The 24,022-nt window shown below is 69.3% G+C and carries 28 protein-coding genes and 2 tRNA genes; 18 read left to right on the top strand and 12 right to left on the bottom strand.

Going from position 1 to position 24,022, the window contains the following annotated elements:
• The 7 genes from QM634_RS02075 (at position 1) to QM634_RS02045 (ending at position 6,027) form a co-directional block, all read left to right on the top strand.
• Complete coding sequence (locus QM634_RS02075; RefSeq protein WP_415041112.1) at positions 1-1,329, top strand: hemolysin family protein; 1,329 nt, start codon at positions 1-3, stop codon at positions 1,327-1,329.
• A complete protein-coding gene (locus tag QM634_RS02070; protein WP_415041111.1) occupies positions 1,316-1,639 on the top strand; it encodes a cytidine deaminase in 324 nt (107 codons plus the stop codon). Before QM634_RS02075 ends, QM634_RS02070 begins: the two co-directional genes overlap by 14 nt.
• Complete coding sequence (gene era / locus QM634_RS02065) at positions 1,632-2,537, top strand: GTPase Era (RefSeq protein ID WP_415041110.1); 906 nt, start codon at positions 1,632-1,634, stop codon at positions 2,535-2,537. Before QM634_RS02070 ends, era begins: the two co-directional genes overlap by 8 nt.
• An 84-nt stretch (positions 2,538-2,621) precedes the next feature.
• Positions 2,622-4,121, top strand: coding sequence for a YhgE/Pip domain-containing protein (locus QM634_RS02060; protein ID WP_415041109.1), 1,500 nt, complete (start codon positions 2,622-2,624; stop codon positions 4,119-4,121).
• 12 nt (positions 4,122-4,133) lie between these two features.
• Complete coding sequence (gene recO / locus QM634_RS02055; protein ID WP_415041108.1) at positions 4,134-4,886, top strand: DNA repair protein RecO; 753 nt, start codon at positions 4,134-4,136, stop codon at positions 4,884-4,886.
• Positions 4,883-5,647 carry an isoprenyl transferase gene (locus tag QM634_RS02050; protein WP_415041107.1) on the top strand — a complete coding sequence of 255 codons (765 nt, stop codon included), beginning with the start codon at positions 4,883-4,885 and terminating at the stop codon, positions 5,645-5,647. The genes recO and QM634_RS02050 overlap by 4 nt, the downstream gene beginning before the upstream one ends.
• The gene (locus QM634_RS02045; RefSeq protein WP_415041106.1) at positions 5,644-6,027 is read left to right on the top strand and encodes a hypothetical protein; all 384 of its coding nucleotides are present in this window, start codon (positions 5,644-5,646) and stop codon (positions 6,025-6,027) included. Before QM634_RS02050 ends, QM634_RS02045 begins: the two co-directional genes overlap by 4 nt.
• Before the next feature lies 1 nt (position 6,028).
• On the opposite strand, the gene QM634_RS02040 is transcribed toward QM634_RS02045, so the two are convergent.
• Genes QM634_RS02040 through QM634_RS02030 form a run of 3 tightly spaced genes read right to left on the bottom strand, consistent with a single transcriptional unit; the run spans position 6,029 to position 7,657 of the window.
• Positions 6,029-6,439, bottom strand: a complete 411-nt coding sequence (locus QM634_RS02040; RefSeq protein ID WP_415041105.1) for a Fur family transcriptional regulator — start codon at positions 6,437-6,439, stop codon at positions 6,029-6,031.
• On the bottom strand, positions 6,436-6,825 hold the full coding sequence (locus tag QM634_RS02035) for an ArsR/SmtB family transcription factor (protein ID WP_415041104.1): 390 nt from the start codon (positions 6,823-6,825) through the stop codon (positions 6,436-6,438). The genes QM634_RS02040 and QM634_RS02035 overlap by 4 nt, the downstream gene beginning before the upstream one ends.
• A 28-nt stretch (positions 6,826-6,853) precedes the next feature.
• The gene (locus QM634_RS02030; protein WP_415041103.1) at positions 6,854-7,657 is read right to left on the bottom strand and encodes a helix-turn-helix domain-containing protein; all 804 of its coding nucleotides are present in this window, start codon (positions 7,655-7,657) and stop codon (positions 6,854-6,856) included.
• An 88-nt stretch (positions 7,658-7,745) separates the two neighbouring features.
• On the opposite strand from QM634_RS02030, the gene QM634_RS02025 reads away from it, so the two are divergent.
• From QM634_RS02025 to QM634_RS02015, 3 genes are all read left to right on the top strand, one after another.
• The gene (locus tag QM634_RS02025) at positions 7,746-8,267 is read left to right on the top strand and encodes a VOC family protein (protein ID WP_415041102.1); all 522 of its coding nucleotides are present in this window, start codon (positions 7,746-7,748) and stop codon (positions 8,265-8,267) included.
• Between the two features lie 83 nt (positions 8,268-8,350).
• Positions 8,351-9,736, top strand: coding sequence for a glycine--tRNA ligase (locus QM634_RS02020; RefSeq protein ID WP_415041101.1), 1,386 nt, complete (start codon positions 8,351-8,353; stop codon positions 9,734-9,736).
• Complete coding sequence (locus QM634_RS02015; RefSeq protein ID WP_415041100.1) at positions 9,723-10,277, top strand: DUF2165 domain-containing protein; 555 nt, start codon at positions 9,723-9,725, stop codon at positions 10,275-10,277. Before QM634_RS02020 ends, QM634_RS02015 begins: the two co-directional genes overlap by 14 nt.
• Here the strand turns inward: QM634_RS02015 and QM634_RS02010 are convergent.
• Complete coding sequence (locus QM634_RS02010; RefSeq protein ID WP_415041099.1) at positions 10,256-10,675, bottom strand: VOC family protein; 420 nt, start codon at positions 10,673-10,675, stop codon at positions 10,256-10,258. The two genes, QM634_RS02015 and QM634_RS02010, sit on opposite strands and share 22 nt — an antisense overlap.
• A 98-nt stretch (positions 10,676-10,773) precedes the next feature.
• On the opposite strand from QM634_RS02010, the gene QM634_RS02005 reads away from it, so the two are divergent.
• Genes QM634_RS02005 through QM634_RS01980 form a run of 6 tightly spaced genes read left to right on the top strand, consistent with a single transcriptional unit; the run spans position 10,774 to position 16,936 of the window.
• Positions 10,774-11,271: a cold-shock protein gene (locus tag QM634_RS02005; RefSeq protein ID WP_415041098.1), complete on the top strand. Its 498-nt coding sequence runs from the start codon at positions 10,774-10,776 to the stop codon at positions 11,269-11,271.
• On the top strand, positions 11,264-12,547 hold the full coding sequence (locus tag QM634_RS02000) for a deoxyguanosinetriphosphate triphosphohydrolase (protein ID WP_415041097.1): 1,284 nt from the start codon (positions 11,264-11,266) through the stop codon (positions 12,545-12,547). Before QM634_RS02005 ends, QM634_RS02000 begins: the two co-directional genes overlap by 8 nt.
• A 17-nt stretch (positions 12,548-12,564) precedes the next feature.
• Positions 12,565-14,475 carry a DNA primase gene (dnaG, locus tag QM634_RS01995; protein ID WP_415041096.1) on the top strand — a complete coding sequence of 637 codons (1,911 nt, stop codon included), beginning with the start codon at positions 12,565-12,567 and terminating at the stop codon, positions 14,473-14,475.
• Positions 14,476-14,511: 36 nt separating this feature from the next.
• Positions 14,512-15,186, top strand: a complete 675-nt coding sequence (locus tag QM634_RS01990) for a hypothetical protein (RefSeq protein ID WP_415041095.1) — start codon at positions 14,512-14,514, stop codon at positions 15,184-15,186.
• Positions 15,183-16,130 (top strand): bile acid:sodium symporter family protein, encoded by a 948-nt coding sequence (locus QM634_RS01985; RefSeq protein WP_415041094.1) that lies wholly within the window; start codon positions 15,183-15,185, stop codon positions 16,128-16,130. The genes QM634_RS01990 and QM634_RS01985 overlap by 4 nt, the downstream gene beginning before the upstream one ends.
• Positions 16,131-16,177: 47 nt before the next feature.
• Entirely contained in the window at positions 16,178-16,936 is a 759-nt protein-coding gene (locus QM634_RS01980) for an HNH endonuclease family protein (protein ID WP_415041093.1), read from the top strand.
• A gap of 3 nt (positions 16,937-16,939) precedes the next feature.
• Here QM634_RS01980 and QM634_RS01975 read toward each other — a convergent pair whose 3' ends face one another.
• Complete coding sequence (locus QM634_RS01975; protein ID WP_415041092.1) at positions 16,940-17,374, bottom strand: hypothetical protein; 435 nt, start codon at positions 17,372-17,374, stop codon at positions 16,940-16,942.
• 71 nt (positions 17,375-17,445) lie between these two features.
• Here QM634_RS01975 and QM634_RS01970 point away from each other — a divergent pair, with 71 nt between their 5' ends.
• Both QM634_RS01970 and QM634_RS01965 read left to right on the top strand, forming a co-directional pair.
• Positions 17,446-18,015, top strand: a complete 570-nt coding sequence (locus QM634_RS01970; RefSeq protein WP_415041091.1) for a TetR/AcrR family transcriptional regulator — start codon at positions 17,446-17,448, stop codon at positions 18,013-18,015.
• A 75-nt stretch (positions 18,016-18,090) separates the two neighbouring features.
• Positions 18,091-18,786: a type 1 glutamine amidotransferase domain-containing protein gene (locus QM634_RS01965; protein WP_415041090.1), complete on the top strand. Its 696-nt coding sequence runs from the start codon at positions 18,091-18,093 to the stop codon at positions 18,784-18,786.
• Here the strand turns inward: QM634_RS01965 and QM634_RS01960 are convergent.
• The 7 genes from QM634_RS01960 to QM634_RS01930 form a co-directional block, all read right to left on the bottom strand.
• Positions 18,773-20,422, bottom strand: a complete 1,650-nt coding sequence (locus QM634_RS01960; protein ID WP_415041089.1) for an amidohydrolase — start codon at positions 20,420-20,422, stop codon at positions 18,773-18,775. The two genes, QM634_RS01965 and QM634_RS01960, sit on opposite strands and share 14 nt — an antisense overlap.
• A gap of 229 nt (positions 20,423-20,651) precedes the next feature.
• A tRNA-Ile gene (locus tag QM634_RS01955) sits at positions 20,652-20,725 on the bottom strand.
• 40 nt (positions 20,726-20,765) lie between these two features.
• Complete coding sequence (locus QM634_RS01950; protein WP_415041088.1) at positions 20,766-21,278, bottom strand: GNAT family N-acetyltransferase; 513 nt, start codon at positions 21,276-21,278, stop codon at positions 20,766-20,768.
• A 31-nt stretch (positions 21,279-21,309) separates the two neighbouring features.
• A complete protein-coding gene (locus QM634_RS01945; protein ID WP_415041087.1) occupies positions 21,310-21,543 on the bottom strand; it encodes an excalibur calcium-binding domain-containing protein in 234 nt (77 codons plus the stop codon).
• 99 nt (positions 21,544-21,642) lie between these two features.
• Positions 21,643-23,040 (bottom strand): threonine/serine ThrE exporter family protein, encoded by a 1,398-nt coding sequence (locus QM634_RS01940; protein WP_415041086.1) that lies wholly within the window; start codon positions 23,038-23,040, stop codon positions 21,643-21,645.
• 149 nt (positions 23,041-23,189) lie between these two features.
• Positions 23,190-23,262 (bottom strand) — tRNA-Asn (locus QM634_RS01935).
• 68 nt (positions 23,263-23,330) lie between these two features.
• Positions 23,331-24,020, bottom strand: a complete 690-nt coding sequence (locus QM634_RS01930) for a GntR family transcriptional regulator (RefSeq protein WP_415041085.1) — start codon at positions 24,018-24,020, stop codon at positions 23,331-23,333.
• Positions 24,021-24,022: the final 2 nt, after the last annotated feature.

Raw genomic sequence — 24,022 nt, 5'->3', positions numbered from 1 at the left:
ATGTCCTCCGAAGCGGTCTTCCTGATCGTGGCGGCCGCACTCACGCCGGTTGGCGGACTGTTCGCCGCCCTCGACGCCGCGCTCACGACCGCCTCGCCCGCCCGCGTCGCCGACCTGGTCAGCCAGGGTCGGCCCGGTGCGCGCCGCCTGCAAGCGGTGCTGGAGCAGCGGTCGACCTATGTCGCCCTCGTCGTCTTCCTGCGCGTCATCTGCGAGACCGCGGCGACGGCCTTCGCCGCGGTTGCGCTGGTGCGGATGTGGGGCACGGCGTGGGGCCTGGTCGTGGCGGTCGCCGTCATGGCGGTCGTCTCCTTCGTGGCCGTCGGCGTCGGGCCGCGCACCCTCGGTCGCCAGCACGCCTACACGCTGGGCATCATCAGCGCCCCGGTGCTGCGGGCGGTCGGCATCCTGCTGACCCCGCTCACCCGTCTGCTCATCCTCATCGGTAACGCGGTCACGCCGGGCAAGGGATTCCGCAACGGTCCGTTCGCCACCGAGATCGAGCTGCGCGAGGTCGTCGACCTGGCCACCGAGCGCGGCGTGGTGGAGGACGACGAGCGGCGGATGATCCAGTCGGTGATCGACCTCGCCGACACCCACGTGCGCGAAATCATGGTGCCGCGGCCGGAGATGGTGTGGATCGAACAGGACAAGAGTGCCGCGCAGGCCGCCAGCCTCGCGATCCGCTCGGGTCACTCGCGGCTGCCGGTGATCGGGGAGAACCCCGACGACATCCGCGGCATCGTCTACCTCAAGGACGTGACGAGCCGCGCGATTGCCGGCCTGGCCGCGTCGGTCCAGGTCGCCGACGTCATGCGGCCGGCCCAGTTCATCCCGGACTCCAAGACGCTCGACCGCGTGCTCGCCGACATGCAGAGGACCCGCAACCACATGGCGATGCTCGTCGACGAATACGGCGGCATCGCCGGGTTGGTGACGATCGAGGACGTGCTCGAGGAGATCGTCGGCGAGATCGCCGACGAGTACGACCGCGGCGAGGTCGCGCCGGTGACCGAGTTGGCCGACGGCGACTACCGCGTGTCCTCCCGACTGCCCGTGGAGGACCTCGGCGAGTTGTTCGGCCTCGACATCGACGAGGACGACGTCGAGACGGTCGGCGGCCTGGTCGCCCTCGTGCTGGGCCGTGTGCCGCTGCCGGGGGCCGAGGTCGTCTACCGCGGGTTGCGCCTGGTCGCCGAGGGCGGCCCGAACCGTCAGGGGCGCCAGCGGATAACCTCCGTCCTGGTCAGCAAGGTGGAGCCGGAGGTCGGCGACGAGCCGGCCGATGAGCAGCCCGCGATGAAGGGGGTCGACGATGGCGCCGCTTGACGCCGAAGACGCAAAGCTGGTCACGCTCGCACGCGGGGCGATGGGGCGCGCCCAGGCCCCGTCGGGCGCCGCCGTGCGCGACCTGGACGGACGCACCTACGCCGGGGCCGCCGTCGGGTTGTCGTCGCTGACGCTGACCGCGCTGCAGGTCGCCGTCGCCACCGCGATCGCCAGCGGGGCGAGCGGTTTCGAGGCCGCGGTGCTCGTCGGTGGCGCCGACGACGATCTCGGGTTGGCGGCGCTGGCCGAGGTGAGTGACTCGGCGGCGGTCATCCGCACCGACCTGCACGGGGAGCCGATCGATGGCTGAGGAATTCCGCTCCGGGTTCGTGTGCTTCGTCGGCCGCCCGAACACCGGCAAGTCGACGCTCACCAACGCACTGGTCGGCGAAAAGATCGCGATCACCTCCAACCGGCCGCAGACGACCCGGCACACGATCCGCGGCATCGTCAACCGGCCCGACGCGCAGCTCATCCTCGTCGACACCCCCGGCCTCCACCGGCCCCGGACGCTGTTGGGGCAGCGGCTCAACGACCTGGTGCGCGACACCTACTCCGAGGTCGACGTGGTGTGCATCTGCATTCCCGCCGACGAGGCGATCGGCCCGGGTGATCGCTGGATCATCGACCAGGTGCGCACCATGGCCCCGTCGACGACGGTCCTCGGCATCGTGACCAAGATCGACCGGGTCACCCCGGACAAGGTCGCCGAGCAGTTGCTCGCGCTCTCCAGGTTGCTCGGGGACAGGAGCGAGGTCATCCCCGTGTCGGCGAAGTCCGGACAGCAGCTCGACGTCCTCGTCGACCTGCTGGTGTCGCTGATGGAGCCGGGGCCGGCGTTCTACCCCGACGGCGAGCTCACCGACGAGCCCGAGCAGGTGCTCATGGCCGAGTTCATCCGCGAGGCGGCACTCGAGGGCGTGCGCGACGAGCTCCCGCACTCGTTGGCCGTGGTGATCGACGAGGTCATCCCGCGCGAGGACTCCGAGCCGCCGATCGTCGACGTGCACGCGATCCTCTACGTCGAGCGCGACAGCCAGAAGGGCATCATCATCGGCCACCGCGGGTCGCGACTCAAAGCGGTCGGCACGCAGGCGCGCGAGCAGATCGAGCGCCTGCTGGGCTGTCGCGTCTTCCTCGACCTGCGCGTCAAAGTCGCCAAGGACTGGCAGCGCGATCCCAAGCAGCTGCGCCGGATGGGGTTCTAGCGTCCACCGGCGGTCAACGCGACACCGGTCACGGATCACCGCGCCGATGCTCCGGGGTCGCGCCCACGGTGCAAGAATGACCGGATGAGCAGCGGCAGGGGACCGGTGGCGGCGATCGAATCCGATGCGCAGAACGACGAGCAGGCGCGCGCGGCGATCGGTGACGTGCTCGGGCATCCGAGATTCTGGATCGCCCCGGTCGCGGTGGTCATCGCGCTGATGAGCCTCATGGCGGCCGTCTACATGGGGGCGGTCGTCAACACGCGGGAGAACCTGCACGACTTCCACGTCGCGCTCGTCAACGAGGACCACGGCGGTCGAGTGGCGCCCGGCGAGCCGGAGATGAACATCGGCAAGCAGATCGCCGACCAGCTCGTCCCGACGACCGCCAAACAGGGCATCGTCCTGCAGCCGATGAGCCGCGCCGACGCGATGGACAAGCTGTACACCGGCAAGGTCTACGGCGTCATCGCCATCGATGCCAACTTCACCAACCTCATGCTCGGCCTCGCGCGCTCGGCGGTGCTGCAGAACCAGCCGGTGCAGCCACGGATCGACGTGTTCATCCACCGCGGATCGGGCACCTTCGCCTCGTCGGTCACGACGATCATGGCCGACGAGATGAGCGAGCAGGTCAACAAGCAGGCCGGCGAGCAGCTGCTGGACAATGTCCGCTCGCAGGTCGGACGCAGTTTCACCATCGCCGGTGCCTCCCAGCTCGCGCTGTCGCACCCGGTCAACATCGTCGTGTCCGAGCCGCACCCGCTCCCGGACGGCGCCGCCAACGGGCTCAGCGCGTTCTACTTCACGCTGCTGCTGGTCCTCGCCGGATTCACCGGGGCGATGATGGTGCAGATCCTCGTCGACGCCCAGCTGGGGCAGATGCCGATCGAATTCGGGCCGCTGTTCCTGCTGCGGCGCCGACTCGCGGTCTCGCGCTGGGGAACGCTCGCGTCCAAGTGGACGATCATGCTGATCATCGCCGTCGTGCAGTCGGGCCTGTTCCTGCTCGTCTGTTCGTTGGTGGGCACCGAGTTGCCCAACGCCTTCATCCTGTGGGCGTATTCGGTCTTGGTGATCTTCGCCGTCGGCGTCACCGCGAGTTCGATGATGGCCGCCTTCGGCAACCCAGGGCTGCTGATGAACCTCATCTTCTTCGTCATCCTCGGCCTGCCGTCGTCGGGCGGCACGGTACCGCTGGAGGCGAGCCCGAGGCTGTTCTCGTGGATCGCGGCGGTCGAGCCGATGCACCTGGTCTACTACGGCGTGCGCTCGATCCTCTACTTCGACGCCGACCCCGCCTCCGGCCTCACCCGTTCGGTGATCATGACGGTGATCGGGCTCGTCTTCGGCCTGGTGTTGGGCATCGTGAGCACCAAGTACTACGACGGCAAGGGCTGGTTCCGCCGCCCCAACACGGTGTCGGTCCCGCCGCGGCTGGCCAAGCTCGTCGACGCCGACACGGCCGCGTCGGTGACCCTGATCGAGGTGCCCGCCGGATCGTCGGTGCACGGTCGACACGAGGCCGCCGACGACGACCCCGAACCGCCCGTGTCACAACCCAACGTGACCCCGCATCGGTGACAGAATGACGCGGTGAGGTTCTACCGCGACGAGGCCGTCGTCTTGCGCCAGCACAAGCTGGGCGAGGCCGACCGCATCATCACCCTGCTGACGAGTCAGCACGGGTTGGTGCGCGCGGTGGCCAAAGGGGTGCGACGGACCCGCTCGAAGTTCGGCGCCCGCCTCGAACCGTTCGCCCACGTCGACATCTGCCTCTACCCGGGCCGGAACCTGGACACGATCACCCAGGTGCAGAGCATCGACGCGCTCGCCGACGCCATCGTCGCCGACTATGCGCGGTACACCACGGCTTGCGCGGTCCTCGAAACCGCCGAGCGCCTCGCCGGCGAAGAGCGCGCTCCCGCCCCGGACCTGCACCGGCTGACCGTCGGGGCGTTGCGGGCCCTGGCCTCGCAGACCCGCGACAACCAGCTGATCCTCGACGCCTTCCTGCTGCGCGCGATGCACTGCGCGGGCTGGATGCCGGCGCTGGACGTGTGCGCCCGCTGTGCCACCCCCGGTCCGCACCGCGCCTTCCACGTCGCCGCCGGGGGCGCGGTCTGCGTCCACTGCCGACCCGCCGGTGCCGCACTGCCGTCGCCGGGCGTGCTCGACCTCATGGAGGCCATGTTCCGCGGCCAGTGGAATGTCACCGACGACGCGCCGGACTCGATGCTGCGCCAGGCGAGCGGCCTGATCGCCGCCCACCTGCAGTGGCACCTGGAACGGCAGCTGCGCACCCTTCCGCTCATCGAGCGCGGCGATCCCCATAGGGTTGCGATGTGAGTACCGTCCGACCGCCCGACCCGCACCCCTCCGGCGCGCGGCCGCCGGCGATTCCCGCCGAGTTCGTGCCGAACCACGTCGCACTGGTGATGGACGGCAACGGCCGCTGGGCCACCGACCGCGGCCTCCCGCGCACCGAGGGGCACAAGCGCGGCGAGGCCGTCCTCATGGACACGGTCTGCGGGTGCATCGAGATCGGCGTGAAGTGGCTGTCGGCGTACGCGTTCTCAACCGAGAACTGGGCGCGCAGCCCCGAAGAGGTCAAGTTCCTGATGGGCTTCAACCGCGACGTCATCCGCCGCCGCCGCGACGAGATGAACGAGATGGGCGTGCGGGTCCGCTGGGCCGGCCGGCGACCGCGGCTGTGGCGCAGCGTGATCCGCGAGCTCGAGGTCGCCGAGGAGCTGACCCGCGGCAACAGCGTGATGACGCTGACGATGTGCGTCAACTACGGCGGGCGCGCGGAGATCGCCGACGCGGCGCGAGAACTCGCGCTGCGCGTGGCCCGCGGCGAGATCGACCCCAAGCGGATCAACGAGAAGACCTTCGCCCGCTACCTCGACGAGCCGGACATGCCCGACGTCGACCTGTTCCTGCGGCCGTCGGGGGAGCAGCGGCTCTCCAACTTCCTGCTCTGGCAGTCCGCCTACGCCGAGTTCGTCTTCCAGGAGAAGCTGTTCCCCGACTTCGACCGTCGCGACCTGTGGGCCGCGTGCCTGGAGTACGCCGAACGGGACCGGCGGTTCGGCGGGGTCAAGTGAGCGACTTCAAGCGACTTTCCGGTCTGCTCGCGGAGATCGGGGCGGTCGAGGAGGCCGACGGCGAGTCGGTGTTCGTGCACGTCGGCACGACCCGGGCCTCGGTGCGGGTGCTCGAGCTGTCGGAGGGCCTGCAGATCGTGTCGGTGACGCAGCTGGTCGGCCGCAAGGTCACCAACGACGATCGGCTGCGCGATCTGCTCGACGAGCGCGGCGCGACATTGAGCTTCGGGTCCCTGCGCCGCACCGATCCGGGGGACCGGCACACCGACGTGCTGCTGTCCTATGCGTTCCCGCTCGGCGACCTCGACGACATCCCGCTGCTCACCGTCCTGCACCTCGTGCTCTCCGGTGGCGCCGCCCTCGCCGACGATCTGGACTGAGTCAGTTCCGGCAATCGGCGCAGGTGCCGAAGATCTCCACGGTGTGGCTGATGTCGGCGAAATCGTGTGCCTTGGCGACCTTTGACGCCCAGCTCTCCACCTCGTCGGCGTGGATCTCGACGGTGGTCCCGCATGCCCGGCACACCAAGTGGTGGTGGTGCGACGACGAGCAGTGGCGGTACCGGGTCTCACCGGATCCGTCCCACAGCGAGTCGACGATCCCGGACTCGGCCAGCGCCTGCAGGTTGCGGTAGACGGTGGTCAGGCCGATCGACTCGCCTTGGGCGACCAGTTCGTCGTGGATCTGTTGCGCGGAGCGGAAGTCGTCACTGCTCGACAGCACCTCGGCGATGGCGACGCGCTGCCGGGTGTTGCGCTGGCCGGTGACCGGTTGCCCCGCGCGGCCGCTCATCGGACCGCCGGAACCGCTCGGGGCCGCGGGGCGACAGCGGGTTCCTCGTGCTCGCAGTTGTCCTCGATGCGCTCGCAGGCGTGCACGATCGAATCGGTGACGATGTGGGCGACGTGATCGTCGACGAGGGTGTATTCGACCTCGCGACCGCGGCGTCGACCGTCGACGAGCTCGAGGTCGCGCAGCACGCGCAGGTGCTGGCTGACCTGGGGCTGGTTCAGGCCCAGTTCGTCGACGAGCTGGTGCACGCAGCGCGGCGCGTCGGCGAGCAGCATGACGATCGCGATGCGGGCCGGCGCGGCCAGCGCGCGCAGTAGATCACTGGCGGCGTCGAGTGCGGCGGTGTCGGTGCGGACGGTTGCGCGGTTCTGGGACTGGCTGGTCATCGGGGGCTCCTCGCGGTACCCGACCAGCTTATCGGAAGCTGTTTTCATCTGATCGGATCGTCGCGCGGTAGGCGCTCGGCGTGAAGGCGAGCACGGCTGCGAAATCGTTGGTCAGGTGGGCGTGATCGGCGTAGCCGAGGTCGGCCGCGATCGCGGACAGGTCGGGGTGCGGATCGTCACGGATGACCTGGGCGGCCTCCTGGAGTCGGCGTCGCCGGATGATCGCCGTCGGGGACACGCCCACGTACCGGCGCGCAAGTCGTTGGAGGGTGCGTGACGAGACTGCGAGCGCCTGCGCCGCGTCGTCCAGGCGCAGCACGGACGAGTCGGTCATGAGGAGACCGGCCATCTCGTTGGCCAATCGGGCCTCGGCGGTCGCTAGTCCGACGCGCTCGACGAGCCAGTCGGAGTAGGCCTCGACGGCCGCGCGGTGGCGATCGGCCTGATCGGACCCGCTCATCGCCGCGCACACCGCGGTGTGCAGGTCGGGGGCCCGCACCGGCGCATAGGCGTCGCGAAGGGAACCGGGGTCCTCGGTGAGCGTCGCCACGGCGGCCGGTCGCAGCAGCGCGCCCACCGCCCAACCGCGTCCGGTGAGATCGCGGTGGGAAATGCGCGTCGACGGTCCGGCCAGACCCACTCCGTCGGCCTCGACGACCAGGTTGCACGAGGGGTAGGCGACGAGGTGCTGCCGCGACGATCGCCCGGGCGGCAGATCCCATTCCGGAATCCAGAACCAGCCGACGAGGTCGGCGACGCGTGCCGGCGGCCCGATCCGGGTGAAGCTGGGCAACCGGGTCGGGTAGAGCACGCCGCGCGACGGGTCGACCACGACTACCAGACTAGGCCCGGCACCGGCGGTGCGAAGCTGTCGCGAATCTACAAGCGGGTCACGGGGCGGCGTTCGTAGCGTGGATCCCATGAGCAACGAGACGATTCACCAGACCAGAATCCCGGCGGCCGACGGTCGCCACACGACGAACGGCACACCGCACGGTTTCAGCAGCCTCACCCCGTTCCTGTCGGTCGGCAACGCCAAGGCGGCGATCGACTTCTACCGGGACGTCTTCGGTGCGCGGGTGCTCGGCGTCACCGCCTCCGACGGCGTCGTCCACCACGCCGAACTGGACTTCGGCAACGGGCGCCTCCAACTGGGCGAGCCGGCCGCCGAGTTCCATCTCGTGCCGGCGCCGGAGGGCGAGGACGACTGCTACGCGGTCGGTCTCTACTGTCCGAACGCGGACGAGGTCGTGGCCCGGGCGGTGGCCGCCGGAGCGTCGATCCGCGAGGCCCCGTCGACGTTCGTCTCCGGCGACCGCTTCGCGAGCATCCGGGATCCGTTCGGCGTCCGGTGGTCGATCATGACCCGAGTCGAAGACCTGTCCCAGGAGGAGAGCGATGCCCGCGTCGCGGAATGGGCCAAGGGGCTCGGCGACGAGTGACCGGGGGTGCCGGGGTGCGGCGGCCTGCTGCGACTAGGCTGGAAGACCAGTCCCATCACCGCTGACCAGGAGAACTCCGACCCGTGGCCGTGCAGTCCAACGTTGAAGCCGTCGTCAACCTCGCCAAGCGCCGTGGCCTGGTCTTCCCCTGCGGCGAGATCTACGGCGGCACCCGTTCGGCGTGGGACTACGGCCCGCTCGGCGTCGAGCTGAAGAACAACATCAAGGACCAGTGGTGGCGGTCGATGGTCACCAGCCGCGACGACGTCGTCGGCTTGGACTCGTCGGTCATCCTGCCGCGTCAGGTGTGGGAGGCGTCCGGTCACGTCGAGGTGTTCAGCGATCCGCTCGTCGAGTCGCTGCACACGCACAAGCGATACCGCGCCGACCACCTCATCGAGGCGTACGAGGCCAAGCACGGCCACCCGCCGGAGAACGGCCTGGCCGACATCAAGGACCCGGAGACCGGCGAACCCGGCAAGTGGACCGAGCCGCGGGAGTTCTCCGGCCTGATGAAGACCTTCCTCGGCCCGGTCGCCGACGAGGAGGGCCTGCACTACCTGCGGCCCGAGACCGCCCAGGGCATCTTCGTCAACTTCAAGAACGTGATGACGACGGCGCGCAAGAAGCCCCCCTTCGGCATCGCGCAGATCGGCAAGAGCTTCCGCAACGAGATCACGCCGGGCAACTTCATCTTCCGCACCCGCGAGTTCGAGCAGATGGAGATGGAGTTCTTCGTCAAGCCGGGCGAAGACGAGAAGTGGCACGAGTACTGGATCAAGGCGCGCCACGACTGGTACGTCGACCTCGGCATCGACCCGGAGAACCTGCGGCTGTTCGTGCACCCGCTCGAGAAGCTGTCGCACTACTCCAAGGGCACCACCGACGTGGAGTACAGGTTCGGCTTCGCCGGCAACCCGTGGGGCGAGCTGGAGGGCATCGCCAACCGCACCGACTACGACCTGTCGACGCACTCGAAGCACTCGGGCGAGGACCTCGTCTACTTCGACCAGGCGACCGGTGAGAAGTACACGCCGTACGTGATCGAGCCGGCAGCCGGCCTGGGCCGCTCGATGATGGCCTTCCTCTGCGACGCCTACACCGAGGAAGAGGTGCCCAACGCCAAGGGCGGCACCGATGCGCGCACCGTGCTCAAGCTCGACCGTCGCCTCGCGCCCATCAAGGCCGCGGTGCTGCCGCTGTCGAAGAAGGAGGAGCTGGCGCCGACCGCGCGCAAGCTCGCCGACGAGCTGCGCAAGCACTGGGCCATCGAATACGACGACACCCAGAGCATCGGCAAGCGCTACCGCCGTCAGGACGAGATCGGCACCCCGTTCTGCCTCACGGTCGACTTCGACAGCCTCGACGACCAGGCCGTCACCATCCGTGAGCGCGACACCATGACCCAGGAGCGCATCGCGCTGGACAAGGTCGTGGAGTACCTCGGCGGGAAGCTTGTCGGGGCCTAGACCCGCGTTCTCGCGGATCGCGGGCTCGCGGCCGGTCGCGGCGGCCTGCCTGGTGATGGTCAACGCGCTTCTGCTGGGGCTGATCGTCGTCGGCAACCTGACCGACTACGGCACGAACCTCGCGTACGTGCGCCACGTCCTGTCGATGGACACCACCGGCGGCGACCCCGACGTCATGTGGCGCGCGATCGACGTGCCCGCGCTCTGGCACACCGCATACATCGGCATCATCGTCTGGGAGGCGGCCGCGACGCTGGCGTTGGTCGCAGCTCTCGTGTTCTACGTGCGGGGATGGACCGACGGCGGACTCGACCGCGCCCGGGGGTGGGCGTCGATCGGCCTGGTGATGGTGGTGCTCCTGTTCGGCTGCGGCTTCATCGCCGTCGGCGGCGAATGGTTTCAGATGTGGCGCTCGGCGGACTGGAACGGGGTGGAACCGGCGTTCCGCAACGTCGTCCTCGCCGTACTCGGCCTCATCCTGGTCCATCTGCCCGATGCCGGGCGGAACGCCTCGGGCAGTCAGTCCGGGAGCACGATCTGACCGATCGGCCCCGGGTTGACCGCGATCTCCCAGCGGTAGCCGTCGGGATCGCCGAAGTAGCCGGTGTACCCGCCCCAATCGCGCTTGACCGCGGCGCCGACCGGATCGGCGCCAACCCGACGGGCGTGCGCGAGGATCTCGTCGACCTCGGCCTCGGTGGCGACGTTGTGCGCCAGGGTGATCGGCACCAGGCCGTCACCTCGCCGGATCGGCCCGACCTCCCCTTCGAACCCGCGCTCGTCCCACAGCGAGAACACCAGATGCCCGCCCGCGCGGATCATGAGCACCTCGTCGGGAACGAACAATTCCTCCTGCCACCCGAGGCCGTCGACGTAGAACCGCCGCGACCGCGACACGTCGGCGACGGCGAGCGTGATGAAACTGATGCGCTGGTCCACCACCCCACCCTGGCACGATCTGCGAAGATAGAGGGGCCGCGGAGCCGATCTGGCCCCGGCATCGGTTTGTTTGAGTGTTTGGGAAGTGGGTAAGGGTTGTGGCTGTGAGTGGGAAGATCGTGCACTTCGATCCGAACAAGGGGTTCGGGTTCGTGGCGCCGGAAGAGGGTGGCGCCGATGTGTTCATCCACATCAACGACCTCGACATCGACGAGTCGCAGCTGCGCGCCGGCGCCGTCGTCGAGTTCGACGTGGAGGAGACCGACCGTGGCGCGAAGGCCACCAACGTCGTGCTCACGCAGGAGGCCCCGCCCGGATTCGAGTCCGACGCCCGTGCCGAGCGCCGCGACCACCGTCGTGATGACCGCCGGGACGACCGTCGCCGGGATGACCGTCGCGACGACCGCCGGGATGACCGTCGCGACCGCCCGCACCGCGCGCGCGGTGGCCAAGGATCGATGGACGCCGCGGCGTTCAACGAGGAGATCACCGAGATCCTGCTCGACTGCTCGGGCTCGCTGACCGCCGCGCAGATCGTGTTGATCCGCCAGCGGGTGACCGACTTCGCCGTCGACCGGGGATGGGTGCTTGACTGACCCCATCGGCGAGGCCGCCTACACCGCGGCCGACGTACAGCGGCGGGTCTGCGAGGGCGAGAAGGAAGCCGGCCTCCCGGGCAGCAGCAGCGAACACCGCAGCGACTTCTCGCGCGATCGCGCGCGAGTCCTGCACTGTGCCGCGCTGCGCCGCCTGGCCGACAAGACGCAGGTCGTGGGACCGCGCGAGGGCGACACGCCCCGCACCCGGCTCACGCACTCGCTCGAGGTCGGGCAGATCGGCCGGGGGATCGCGGTCGGCATCGGATGCGACCCCGACTTGGTCGAATTGGCCGGGCTGGCCCACGACATCGGGCACCCGCCCTACGGGCACAACGGGGAGCGCGCGCTGGACGAGGTGGCCGCCGACATCGGCGGTTTCGAGGGCAATGCACAGAACCTGCGCATCCTCACCCGCCTCGAGCCGAAGATCCTCGATCCCGACGGTCACAGCGCCGGGCTGAACCTCACGCGGGCATCGCTGGACGCGACGCTCAAGTACCCGTGGACCCGCCCCGCGCCGGGCAGCAAGTTCGGTGCCTACGATGACGACGCGGATGCCCTCGCGTGGATCCGGGAGGGCGCGCCGCCGCGCCGACAGTCACTGGAGTCCCAGGTGATGGACTGGTCCGACGACATCGCCTACTCGGTCCACGACGTGGAGGACGGCGTCATCTCCGACCGCCTGGACCTGCGTTCGCTCGCCGATCCGGCCGAGCGCCAGATCCTGGCCGACCTCGCGGTCACCCACTTCAAGGGCCTCGACGAGAACGCGCTGATCGAAGCTGCCGCACGTCTGTCGGAGATGGAGGTCGTGCGGGAGGTCGGGGCCTACGACGGCACGCTGACCAGCGCGGTCGCGCTCAAGCGGATGACCTCCGAGCTCATCGGCCGATTCGCGTCGGCCGCCGTCATGGCGACCCGTGAGCGGCTCGGTGACCGCTCCGCGGTCCGTTACGACGTCGACCTGCAGGTTCCGCCCCTGGTCGCCGCCGAGGTCGCGGTGCTCAAGACGATGGCGCTGCAGTTCATCTTCTCCGATCAGCGGCACCTCTCGGTGCAAGACCGACAGCGCGAGCGCATCCACCGCGTCGCCACCTGGATGACCGAGGCGGGACCCGGCGGACTCGACCCGCTGTTCCTGCCCGCCTGGGAGGCGGCCGCCGACGACGGCGGACGCCTGCGCGTCATCGTCGACCAGATCGCCTCGATGACCGAGGGGCGACTCGAGCGCACCGACAAGCGCAATTCCGACATCCAAGCCCACCTGGGCTAGCCACTAGACTGTTCGACGTGCCCGGCAGAATCCCCGATCGTGACATCACGGCCATCCGTGAACAGGTCCGAATCGAGGACGTCATCGGCGACTACGTCGCGCTCAAGCGCGCCGGTGCCGACCGGCTGACCGGGCTCTGCCCCTTCCACGACGAGAAGACCCCGTCGTTCCACGTCCGCCCCAACCACGGACACTTCCACTGCTTCGGCTGCGGTGAGGGCGGCGACGTCTACACCTTCCTGCAGAAGCAGGAGCACATCAGCTTCGTCGAGGCGGTCGAGCAGCTCGCCGACAAGGTCGGCTACCGCATCAACTACGAGGGCGGCGGCACCAGCGTCCAGCGGGATCGGGGAACACGCGCACGTCTCGTCGCCGCCAACGCCGCGGCGCAGAAGTTCTACGCCGAGCAGTTGCGCACGCCGGAGGCGCAGACGGCGCGCGACTACCTGACCGAGCGCGACTTCGACGGACAGGCGGCGCTCAAGTTCGGCTGCGGGTACGCGCCCTCCGGCTGGGACACGATGACCAAGGCGCTGCTGTCGCAGGGGTTCGAGTTCAAGGAACTCGAGGCGGCCGGCCTCTCCAAGCAGGGGCGGCAGGGACCGATCGACCGGTTCCACCGTCGACTGCTGTGGCCGATCAAGAACCTGGCCGGCGACATCATCGGCTTCGGCGCGCGCAAGCTCTACGACGACGACAACATGGGCAAGTACATGAACACGCCCGAGACGATGCTCTACAAGAAGTCACAGGTGCTGTTCGGCCTCGACCATGCGAAGAAGAACATCGCCAAGGGCCACCAGGTCGTCATCGTCGAGGGTTACACCGACGTCATGGCGATGCACCTGTCCGGCGTCACGACCGCCGTCGCCAGCTGTGGCACCGCCTTCGGCGACGACCACCTCGCGCTCATCCGGCGCCTGATGATGGACGACTCCTATTACCGCGGCGAGGTGATCTACACCTTCGACGGCGACGCGGCGGGCCAGGCGGCGGCGATGAAGGCCTTCGAGGGGGAGCAGGCGATCGCGGGCCAGACCTTCGTCGCCATCGCCCCCGACGGCATGGATCCGTGCGAGTTGCGCCAGCAGCAGGGCGAGGCCGCCGTGCGCGACCTGGTCGCCCGGCGCATCCCCATGTTCGAGTTCGCGATCAAAACACTCCTCAAGCAGCACGACCTCGACACCGCGGAGGGTCGCGTCAATGCCCTGCGCGACACCGTCCCGGTGGTCGCGCAGATCAAGGACGTCGCCCTGCGCGACGAGTACGCCCGCCAGCTGGCCGGGTGGGTCGGCTGGGACGACGTGTCGCAGGTGCTGCGGCGAGTTCGCGAGGAATCCAAGAAGAACGGTCGCCGCCGCGGACGGCCGGCGCGACCGGAGCCGCAGCGCGCCCGCCCGGAAGCCGAATCGACACCACCACCGACCGCCAAACCGCTGCCGGGCGACCCGCGGCTGTGGCCGCAGCGCGAGGCGCTCAAGGCCGCGCTGCAGTACCCGGCGATCGCGGGCACCGTCTTCGACTCGCTGCCGCTGGAGTGCTTCACCGAGCCCGCGTACACGGCGATCCGCGCCGCCATGCGCTCGTTGGGCGACACCGCTTCGGGAATGGGGGGCGCGCAGTGGGTCGACGCCGTCCACACCGCCGTCGACGATCCGTCGATCGCCCCGCTCGTCACCGAGCTCGCCGTCGAACCGATGCGCGTGGAGGACGACGCCGTCCCGCGCTACGTCGGCTCGGTGCTGGCGCGGCTGCAGGAGGTGTGGGTCGGCCAGCAGATCGCCGACATCAAGTCCCGGCTGCGCCGCATGTCGCCGACCGACGACGCCGACACCTACAACGGCGTCTTCGGCGACCTCGTCGCACTCGAGGCCTATCGGCGCAGTCTGCTGGAGCAGGCGGTCGACCCGGTCGTCGAGCTGCCCTGACGGGCCGTGGGCGCCGACCTGTGATCGAATAGCCGTATGCGAACCACGGCTGCGATTGTCTCCGCGCTCGGTGCTGCGCTGCTGGTCGGCGGATGTGCCGGCCATCCCGCCGGTCCGTCCGCGGCTCCCGGAGACCGGGCGACCATCGTGGTGAATTCCGGCGACAGCGAGTTCGCCAGCCTGCAGCGGTGGGCGCGCGAGGTCAACGCCGGTGATGTCGACGCGGTCACCCGCAAGTGTTGGACCATGCCGCCCGAATACATCCGCGAGCGGTATTTCGGGGCGACCTCGGCCGTGGCCGCGGCCCTGTCCACCGAGCCGCAGCAGGGCCAGGCGGGGACGAACTGGAAGGGTCCGTCGGGCGCGACGATCCTGTTGACGTGGGATGAGGACAAATCGCCCTACGCCTGCCCGAAGGTGTCCCTCGCCGCGGGGGATGACGCGCCGGACTACTACGTCGCCTACCGGGTGCGGCGCTTCATCCTGCGCGAGCAGGGGCGTCCCATCAACCCGGGCGACAACGAGGCCTCGTACTGGCTGCGGTGCGCGCTGCCCGTCGACCGGGGCGAGGTCGCCAATGTCGACCGGGCCGACGCCGACGATGTCCGCGTGAGCATGGCGGGCGATCACAAGTGGACGGCGACCGCCGGGCCGGTGACCTTCGACGTGGCCTACGAACCCGCCGAACCGTGCATCAGCAGCGCCCGGTGAGCACCCCCGCCCCGGCGGCGCAGGAGCGCCTGGCCCGGACGGCGGTGACCGTCTTCCCGCTGTTGGTGCTCGCGGCGGGGATCGCCGGCTATCTCGCGCCGTCGGCCTTCACGCCCATGGCACACCAGGTGCCCTATCTGCTGGGCGTGATCATGTTCTGCATGGGGCTGACGCTGACCCCGCCGGATTTCGCCGCCGTCGCTCGTCGTCCCTGGGCGGTCGTGTTGGGGATCGTCGCCCACTACGTGATCATGCCGGGCGCCGGTTGGGCGATCGCCCATGCGCTGGGCCTGTCGCCCGAGTTGGCGGTCGGCGTCATCCTCGTCGGCTGCGCGCCGTCGGGCACCGCCTCGAATGTGATGACCTATCTGGCCAAGGGCGACGTGGCGCTGTCGGTCGCGGTGGCGAGCGTGTCGACGCTGATCGCACCGCTGCTCACCCCGTTCCTGGTGTGGCTGCTGGCCGGCTCCTACCTGAAGATCGACGCCGGGTCGATGGTGCTCGACATCGTCAAGACCGTGCTGGTCCCGGTCGTGCTCGGCCTCCTGGTGCGGGCGCTGGCCCAGCGTTGGGTCGGAAAGGCCCTGCCCGCGCTGCCCTGGATCTCGGCGCTGGTCATTGCGCTGATCGTGGCGATCGTCGTCGCCGGGAGTGCTGCGAAGATCGCCACCGCAGGGGCGATCGTGTTTCTCGCCGTCGTCCTGCACAACGGCTTCGGACTGGCGCTCGGCTATCTGGCCGGACGTCTGGGCGGACTCGACGACAAAGCCCGTCGCGCGCTCGCCTTCGAAGTGGGCATGCAGAACTCCGGCCTGGCCGCGACCCTGGCGACCGCGCACTTCTCGCCGCTGGCCGCGCTGCCGTCGGCGGTGTTCTCGGTGTGGCACAACATCTCCGGCGCCGTCGTCGCCGCGTGGCTGGCCCGCCGGCCGTTGGCCGATTGATGGCGCGGCAGGCGTTCGATGTCGGTGCGGTACGGGAGACTGGGCCGATGAGATCAACGACGACGTGGCGCGTCGGGATCGGCGTCGCTCTCACCTGGTCGGCGTTGACCGCCTGTACCGTGGCGCCTGCGCCGAGCGATTCGGAAACCGCCTATGGCGGGGCGTCGGTCCGCGTCGGCTCGGACGACGAGCTCCGCGCGGGCCTGTCCAGCCTGGTCCCGGCGTCTCCGTCCGCGTCGCCGGGCTTTGCCGCCGCCCGCGAACGCCTCGCCCGGCTCGAGGTGAAGGGGCGTGCCCCGAACACCGGCTATCGACGCTCCGTCTTCGGGCGAGCCTGGTCCGACGATGTCGACGTCGCCATGGGCCGCAACGGCTGCCGGACCCGCGACGATGTGCTGCGCCGCGACCTGACCGATGTGCGGATGAGCGGCAAGTGCCGGGTGATGAGCGGCTGGCTCGACGACCCCTACACGGGCGGGCGAATCCGCTTCGAGCGCGGCGTCGACGTGAAGGCCATCCAGATCGACCACGTCGTGGCGCTCGGCGACGCATGGCGGACCGGTGCGCAGGAGTGGGCGCCGCAGAAGCGACTCGAATTCGCCAACGACCCGCGCAACCTGCAGACGACGGCCGGTTGGGCCAATCAGCGCAAGAAGGCGGGCAACGCCGCCACCTGGTTGCCACCCGAAAAGGGCTATCGGTGCACCTACGTCGCGCGGCAGATCGAGGTCAAGGCCGCCTACGGACTGTGGGTCGTCGCACCCGAGCGCGACGCGATGAACCGTGTCCTGGCGACGTGCGATTGAGCCCTAGATCCCATAGCAGCCCGAGCCGTTGACCCACCCGAACACGACCGGGTAGAGCTGCTTGGACATCATCCGGACGCCGTTCTGCTCGACCGAGAGCCGAACCTGGCCCGGTGCGCGCGGCACCCAGTAGCCGGTGGCCACCCGCTTGTCGTCGGTGCGGATCTCGTCGCGCACGCGCAGTCGCTGGACCAGCCGGCCGCGCGGTGTGCGGATCGTCAGGCTCACCGGGGCGCGGCGGTCGGTGACCAGCGCCGACACCAGGTAGCGGCAGCCGACCACCCACTTCGGGGTGAGGACCATCATCGCGGGGGTGACGCTCGGCGGGCGCACCGGCGCGGCGGGGGCGGCCGGGGTGGTGACGGTGGCGATCGCGCCGGTGAGTGCGAGGGCCGCGACGGTGGTCGCGACGCGGCGGTGTTGACGTGTGGCGTTCATGGCTATGAGGATGGCAGAGGCCGACGATCGGCGTGCCGTTAAGTCGGCAGGATTGGGAAAATCACACTGCGATGACAGATTCTTCGACCCGCTACCACCACGGTGACTTGCCGACCGCCCTGGTGGCGTCGGCGATGGCGCTGCTGGAGGACGACCCGACGGCGGACCTCTCGTTGCGCGCCGTCGCCCGTCAGGCGGGGGTGTCCGCTGCGGCGCCGTATCGACACTTCGAGGACCGCACCGCGCTGGCGTCGGCGGTTGCCGCGGTCGGCTATCGGCAGTTGGCCGAGCAAATGGTCGCCACGTGCCCCGAGCCGGCGTCGGTCGCGGACATCGCGGAGCTGACGGTGGGGTACGTGCGTTTCGCCCTCGACCGCCCCGGACTTTTCCGCGTCATGTTTGCCGAGGGCTGCGACGCGGGAAGCCCCGACCGGGTGGACGCCGTCGCGGCAATCCACGAGTACCTGCGGTCGGTGGTGCAGAAGGCGTTGCCGTCCGCCGATTCCGAGGCGACCGCCCTCGCGCTCTGGTCGCTGGCGCATGGCCTGGCGTTTCTACACCTCGACGGCAAGCTTGATGCCTCATCGGGTGAGGTGGTGGATTCTCATGTGCGATCCGCGGTCGGCGCGATCCTGGCCTGACCAGAACGTTGACAAGCCGAACGGGCACCAATACCTTGATGTAAACACCGTATACATCCGCTGAAGGTGGAATCAGTGACCAAGCGCGTCCTCAACGTCGTCACGAACGTCGGGCACTACGACGATCCGTCCCATCCGACCGGGCTGTGGCTGTCCGAGCTCACCCACGCCTGGCACGTCTTCGACGAGCACGGCTTCGACCAGACGCTGGTCAGCCCGAGCGGTGGGGCGGTGCCGCTGGAGCCGCGGTCGCTGAAGTTCCCCAACTACGATAAGAGCGCCAAGGCGTGGCGGGCCGACCCGGCCAAGATGGCGCTCCTGGAGTCGACACCGAGCCCGGCGCAGGTCGACGCGGCGGACTTCGACGCCATCTACTTCACCGGCGGGCACGCCGTCATGTACGACTTCACCGACAGTGCGGGATTGCAGCAGCTCACCCGGGAGATCTTCGAGGCCGGCGGCATCGTGTCGTCGGTCTGCCACGGATACTGCGGACTGCTGAACACCACGCTCTCCGACGGGGAGTACCTGATCGCGGATCGGAAGATGACCGGCTTCTCCTGGCGCGAGGAGGAGCTGGCGCGCGTGGACAAGCTCGTGCCGTACAACGCGGAGCAGGTCGCCAAGGATCGCGGCGCCCACTACGAGAAGGCGCTGCTCCCGTTCGTGTCGAACGTGGTCGTCGACGGTCGGCTGATCACCGGGCAGAACCCGGGATCGGCCAAGGCGACGGCGAAGAGGGTCGCGGCGAAGCTGACTACGTCGGCGTGACGGTGCCCTCGTGCGCGGTGGCCAACACGTTGGCCGTCGCCAGGTCCTCGGGCTTGGCGGTGCGCGGATCGACGGAGATCACCGTCAGGTCGGCGTAGTTGCCCTCCTTGAGGATGCCGATCTCGTTCTCGCCCTTGAGCTGCCAGGCGGCGTGTGAGGTGTGGCCGCGCAGCGAGACGTCGCGGGTGACGCCCTTGCCGCCGCTGAGCTTGCGGCCCAGACGGGTGGTGCGCGTCTCGGCGACCGCCATGTTGCGCAGCGGTTCGCACGGCGTGACGGTGCCGTCGTTGTGGAAGGTCACCGCGATCCCCGCGTCGGTGGCCGTGCCGGCGTCGGCCCATGCACCGCCGCGCTCCTTGCCGAACAGGTCGTCCTCGAGCACCTCGCCCCAATAGGTGATGTGGTCGACGAACAGGGAGGTGGTGATGCCCAGGGCGTGGGCCCGCTTGAACTGCTCGGGCGTCATCAGACCGCAGTGCTCCAGGCGGAAGCGGTGATCGGTCAGCTTGTGCTTCTTGATGACCTTCTCGTAGGTGTCGATGGTCAGGTCGACCGCCACGTCGCCGTGCGAGTGCGTCGCCAGCTGCCATCCGTCGCCCGCGTACTGCTCGGCGAGGGCGAGCATCTGCTCCTCGGTGTAGTTCGCCTTGCCGATGTGGTGCGGCTCCAGGCCGATGGCCTTGGTCGCCGCGTTGGTCAGGTAGGGGAACGAGGTGGCGATGTTGCCCACCCACGGCGAGCCGTCGGAGATGATCTTGATGCCGATCTGCTTGAACCAGTCGTCGCCGTTGCCGATCGGCAGGGTTGCTTTGGCGCCCGGGTTGGACAGCTCGTAGGCGCGCAGGCGCACCGGCAGGACTCCGCCGCCGGCCTTCTGCAGGCCCTGGGCGAGCGGATTGAACTGGGCCGTCCAGCCCAGGTCGGCGATGGTGGTGATGCCCTTCTCCTGCAATCCCTGCAGGTGGGCCATGAAGATCTGCGGCATCTTGTCGGCCATGCTCGACAGGAACGGCTGGACGATCGAGAGGACCGCACCGGCCTCGTAGCCGATGCCGTTCAGCTCACCGTTGGCGTCGCGGCCGTACTTCGCGCCGGGCGGATCCGGGGTGTCCTTGGTGATCTTGCAGTACTCGGCACAGGCGGTGTTGAAGTAGATCGAGTGGCCCGAGTTGTGCGCGATGAGCAGCGGAACGTCGGGGGCGATTTTGTCGAGCTCGGCGATGTTCGGCTCGGTCAGGCCCTTCTGCAGCAGCGGGTCCCAGCCGTTGGCGAAGACCCACCGATCGGTGGCGTTCGGGTCCTTCTTGGCGGCCACCTGCTTCTTGATGGCGGCCCACACGTCGTCGGCGGTGAACAGCGTGACCGGGCGGATGTCGATCACGTTGTAGGAGAGCTGGAAGGCCGCGGCGCTCGGGTGGCTGTGCGGCTCGATCAGGCCCGGCAGCACCCAGCCGTCGGGGATGTCGACGGCCTCGGCGCCGGCCGGTTTGGTGACGTCGGCCTTGGACCCGATCGCGGTGATCTTCCCGTTCTCGACGACCATCGCCTCCGCCGACGCGTTCGGGTCGTCACCGTCGAGGTCGGTGCGGACGATTCGCCCGGTGATGTACTTGGTGGACGCGCTCTGGTCGGTCACGGATCCTCATTCGTCGCGGGAGTGGTACCGCTCACGAATCTATACCTCCGTTCGCATGACAGCCGGTCGAACACGATGAGCCACAGGGGTTTCACAGTGGGCCTTCCGTGGGATTGCTGCAGGCCCACACCGGCCGGAGGCCGGCAGGGATGTCACACAGTGGGCCTTCCGTGGTCTTACTCGAAGACAGTAGGCCCACACCGGCCGGAGGCCGGCAGGGATGTCACAGTGGGGCGACCGGGGCTCGAACCCGGGACCTACGGATTATGAGTCCGCGGCTCTAACCAACTGAGCTATCGCCCCTTTCGGGCATGGGCCCGCCCACGAAGGGTACCGGTGTCGGCTACTGCGGCCGCAGGCGCTTGGAGCGCCGGTGCTCGTGCAGTTCCACCCGCGGTCGGGTGTCGTCGACGCGCGTCTGGCCGTCGAGCGACCACCCGTGGGCCTGGTAGAAGCGATCGGCCCGCTCATTGCCGTCGAGCACCCACAGGACGGCCTCGTCGAAGCCCGCTGCCGTGAGGGCGCGCTCGGCGGCACAGATGAGCGCGGCCCCGACTCCGTGCGACCAGCGATCGGGATCGACGTACAACGCCCACAGCTCGCCGCTGCCCGACTCGGTGCGGTCACCGCCGAAGGCGGTCCAGCCGACGACGCACCCGGCCAGCTCGGCGACGAGCTGGTGGGCGGTGGGGTCCCCGGCGCCGATGATGGCGCGCCACCGCTCCGTGCGCTCGTCGACGGACAGGCCGTCGAGGTGGTCCTGCGGCAGTAGTCCGCGGTAGCCGATCTGCCAGCCTCGGACGTTGATGTCGGCGATGGCGGGGGCGTCGTCGACCGTTGCCGGCCGGATCAGCACGCGCGCGGGCCGATCCGCGAGGGGCGCGTGACTAGTTCTCGCAGGCGATGCCGTCGCCGTCGCGGTCCAGCTTGTCCGAGTAGCCGTCCTGGCCCTTCTGGATGGGTGCGGCGCCGTCGGCGCGGGCGGCATCGCAGTTCGCGTAGTACTTGGCCGGGGTCGCGCCCGGGAACGGCGCAGCCGAGGCGCTGGCCGCGACGGCGAAGGGGGCGAGACCGGCGGCGCCGATGACGACGGCTGCGGCAGCCTTGGCGATTGCGGACATGAGAGCTCCTCGTGCTGGTTCGGTCCCCCCGGGTCCGCTCACGGTAGGCGGCGGGTCGGGGAGCGGGGCGCAGAATGGCCAAAACGGACCCCAAAGGGTTCAACGACGCCGGCGGTAGAACGGGAACGTGGTCGGCAGTTGAGGGCGCTGCAAGGTGCGGGCGATGAACTCGCCCAGCGTGACGCCGGTGGCCAAACCCACTCCGATGGCCAGGGCGGTGATCATGGCCAGTGATCCGCCGGTTCCGGTCATCAGGCCGTACATGCCCCGGTAGATCGCCTGGCCGGGCTGCAGCGGGGTGATGCCGGCGATCGCGACGACCAGCGGCGGTGTCAACGACCGCCGGGCCGCGATACCGCCGACGAGTCCGACGATGATCGCCGCGGCCGCGTAGCTGAAGATCGGGCCCAGGTCGGTGAGGAAGAGGGCGGCGGTGACTCCGGAGCCGATGGCCCCCGAGATGAACGCCGCGGGCAGGGCGCGGCGCTCGGCGTAGCTCGCCAGGGCGAACGCGAACGCCGAGATCGCCCCACCGATCACCCGGGCCGGCACGTCGGCCGCGCCGAACGGGGGAACCGCGGTGAGTGCGGGGAGGTGGACGTGGAACAGGCCGACGAACCGGATGGACAGGGCGACGCCGATCATGATTCCGCCGGTCATCACCAAGACCTCGGTGAAGCGTGCGGCGGCGGTGATCGGCGCACCCGTGATGGCGTCCTGCACCGAGCCGACGAGCGTGAGGCCGGAGAGGAGCACGATGATGCCGGTCGCGATGATCTGCTGCGGGCTGAAGCCGAGGCCGCTGTTCTCCAGCACCGGGTACAGCAGCGCCGCGGGAAGCACGGCGAGGAAGCCACCGGCCATCTGCTGGAAGAACGGCGGCGTGCCGATCCGGTTGAGCCGCCGGTTGAACTCGATGACCACGACGGTCGTCGCGAACGCGGTGAGCCATACGATCCAGGTTCCGCCGAGGAACACGCCGATGCCCAGCGCCATCAGCCCCCAGGCGATCGTCGCGACCCAGCGCGGGTAGGGGTGTGGAGCGTCGGTGATCTCGTCGACGATGCGGTGGGCCGTCGTCGGCGTGATCGACAGTTGGCGGATCTTGCGGACGAGGCGGTCGACCTGCGCCAGACGGGTGAAGTCCAGGGACCGGTAGTAAACGGTCCGCGACGCCGTGATGGGCGGCAGGGTGCTGCCGCGGCGGGCGCAGATCAGGATGGTGTTGAAGGTGACGTCAACGTCGACGTCCTCGAGGCCGTAGATGTTGGCGACGAACTCGACCTGGTGCCGGGTGTCGATCGCGCCGGTGCCGGCGTCGAGGAGGACGGCCCCGATCCGAAGCGCCAGGTCCAGGACCTCGGTGATGGACGCCTCGTCGTGCAGGTCGATGGGTTTGCGGGGTGCGACGACGATGCTGCCCGGCTCGATTGTGTCGATCGTCGCCTGCCACGGACCCATCAGACGGTCCAGGGTGCGGGAGAGGAAACCGGCCACGACCTCACCTCCTCGGACGCGTGGATCTTCAGTGCGAAGGATATAGCGATTGGTGCGGTGTCTCGTGACCAGTAGGCGGTCACGGCGCACCGCGCTGCCGACGGGAAAGGCCCGCCCCAGCGAGTGCGCTGGTGGCGGGCCTTGTCGAGCTCCCCCAACTGGACTCGAACCAGTAACCGTTCGATTAACAGTCGAATGCTCTGCCAATTGAGCTATGGGGGAATGGCGTCGGCTCGGGTGAGCCGGGTTCCGACTTTAGCGCATGGCCTGATCGGGGACAAAACCGCAGTTCAGCGAGCTGCGTCACCATCCCAGATCCCGGCCTCGGCGAGCCGCGCGGTCAGGCGCTGCGCGCCGTCGTCGAACTGTCGTTGCACCTGCTCGGTGATCGCCGCGCGATCGCCGGACCGGTAGCCCTCGATCAGCTTGGAATGGCTGTCCACCGCCACCGCGCCCCACTCGGGGTCCGCCGCGTACAGGCGGTGCGGCGTGTAGTGCGTGGCGTTGAGCAGGAACCACGCGAGCTTCCCGCTGGTCGAGATGCGGTTGTGGGTGCGGTGGAAGTCGAACTCGGCGTCGACGATCTCGTCGACGTCCCCGGCGTCGACGGCGATGCGCAGCCGCTCGTTGCACGCGGTGAGGGCGTCCAGGTCGGCGGCGGTGATGATCCCCGCCGTGCGCAGCGCGATCTTCACCGCGATCTGGCCCTGCAGCCAGAAGATGTCCTCGACGTCGGTCGGGGAGAGGTCGGCCACGACGTACCCGCGGTGCGGGGCGAGGTTCACCATCCCCTCGCCCCGCAGCGTGAGCAGCGCCTCGCGCACGGGCGTGACGCTGACCCCGAGCTCGGCGGCGGTCTCGTCCATCCGGATGAAGTCGCCGGGCCGGAAGTCGCCGGTCATGATCCGGTGTCGGATTGCGCCGGCGACCTCCTCGGACAGCTGCGGGCGGCGCCGCAGCGCCCCGCGCGGTGGGGCCACCG

Origin of the sequence: Gordonia sp. (in: high G+C Gram-positive bacteria) (assembly GCF_047606305.1) — a bacterium.
GTDB lineage: Bacteria > Actinomycetota > Actinomycetes > Mycobacteriales > Mycobacteriaceae > Gordonia.
This window is presented reverse-complemented; position numbering and strand designations above follow the sequence as displayed.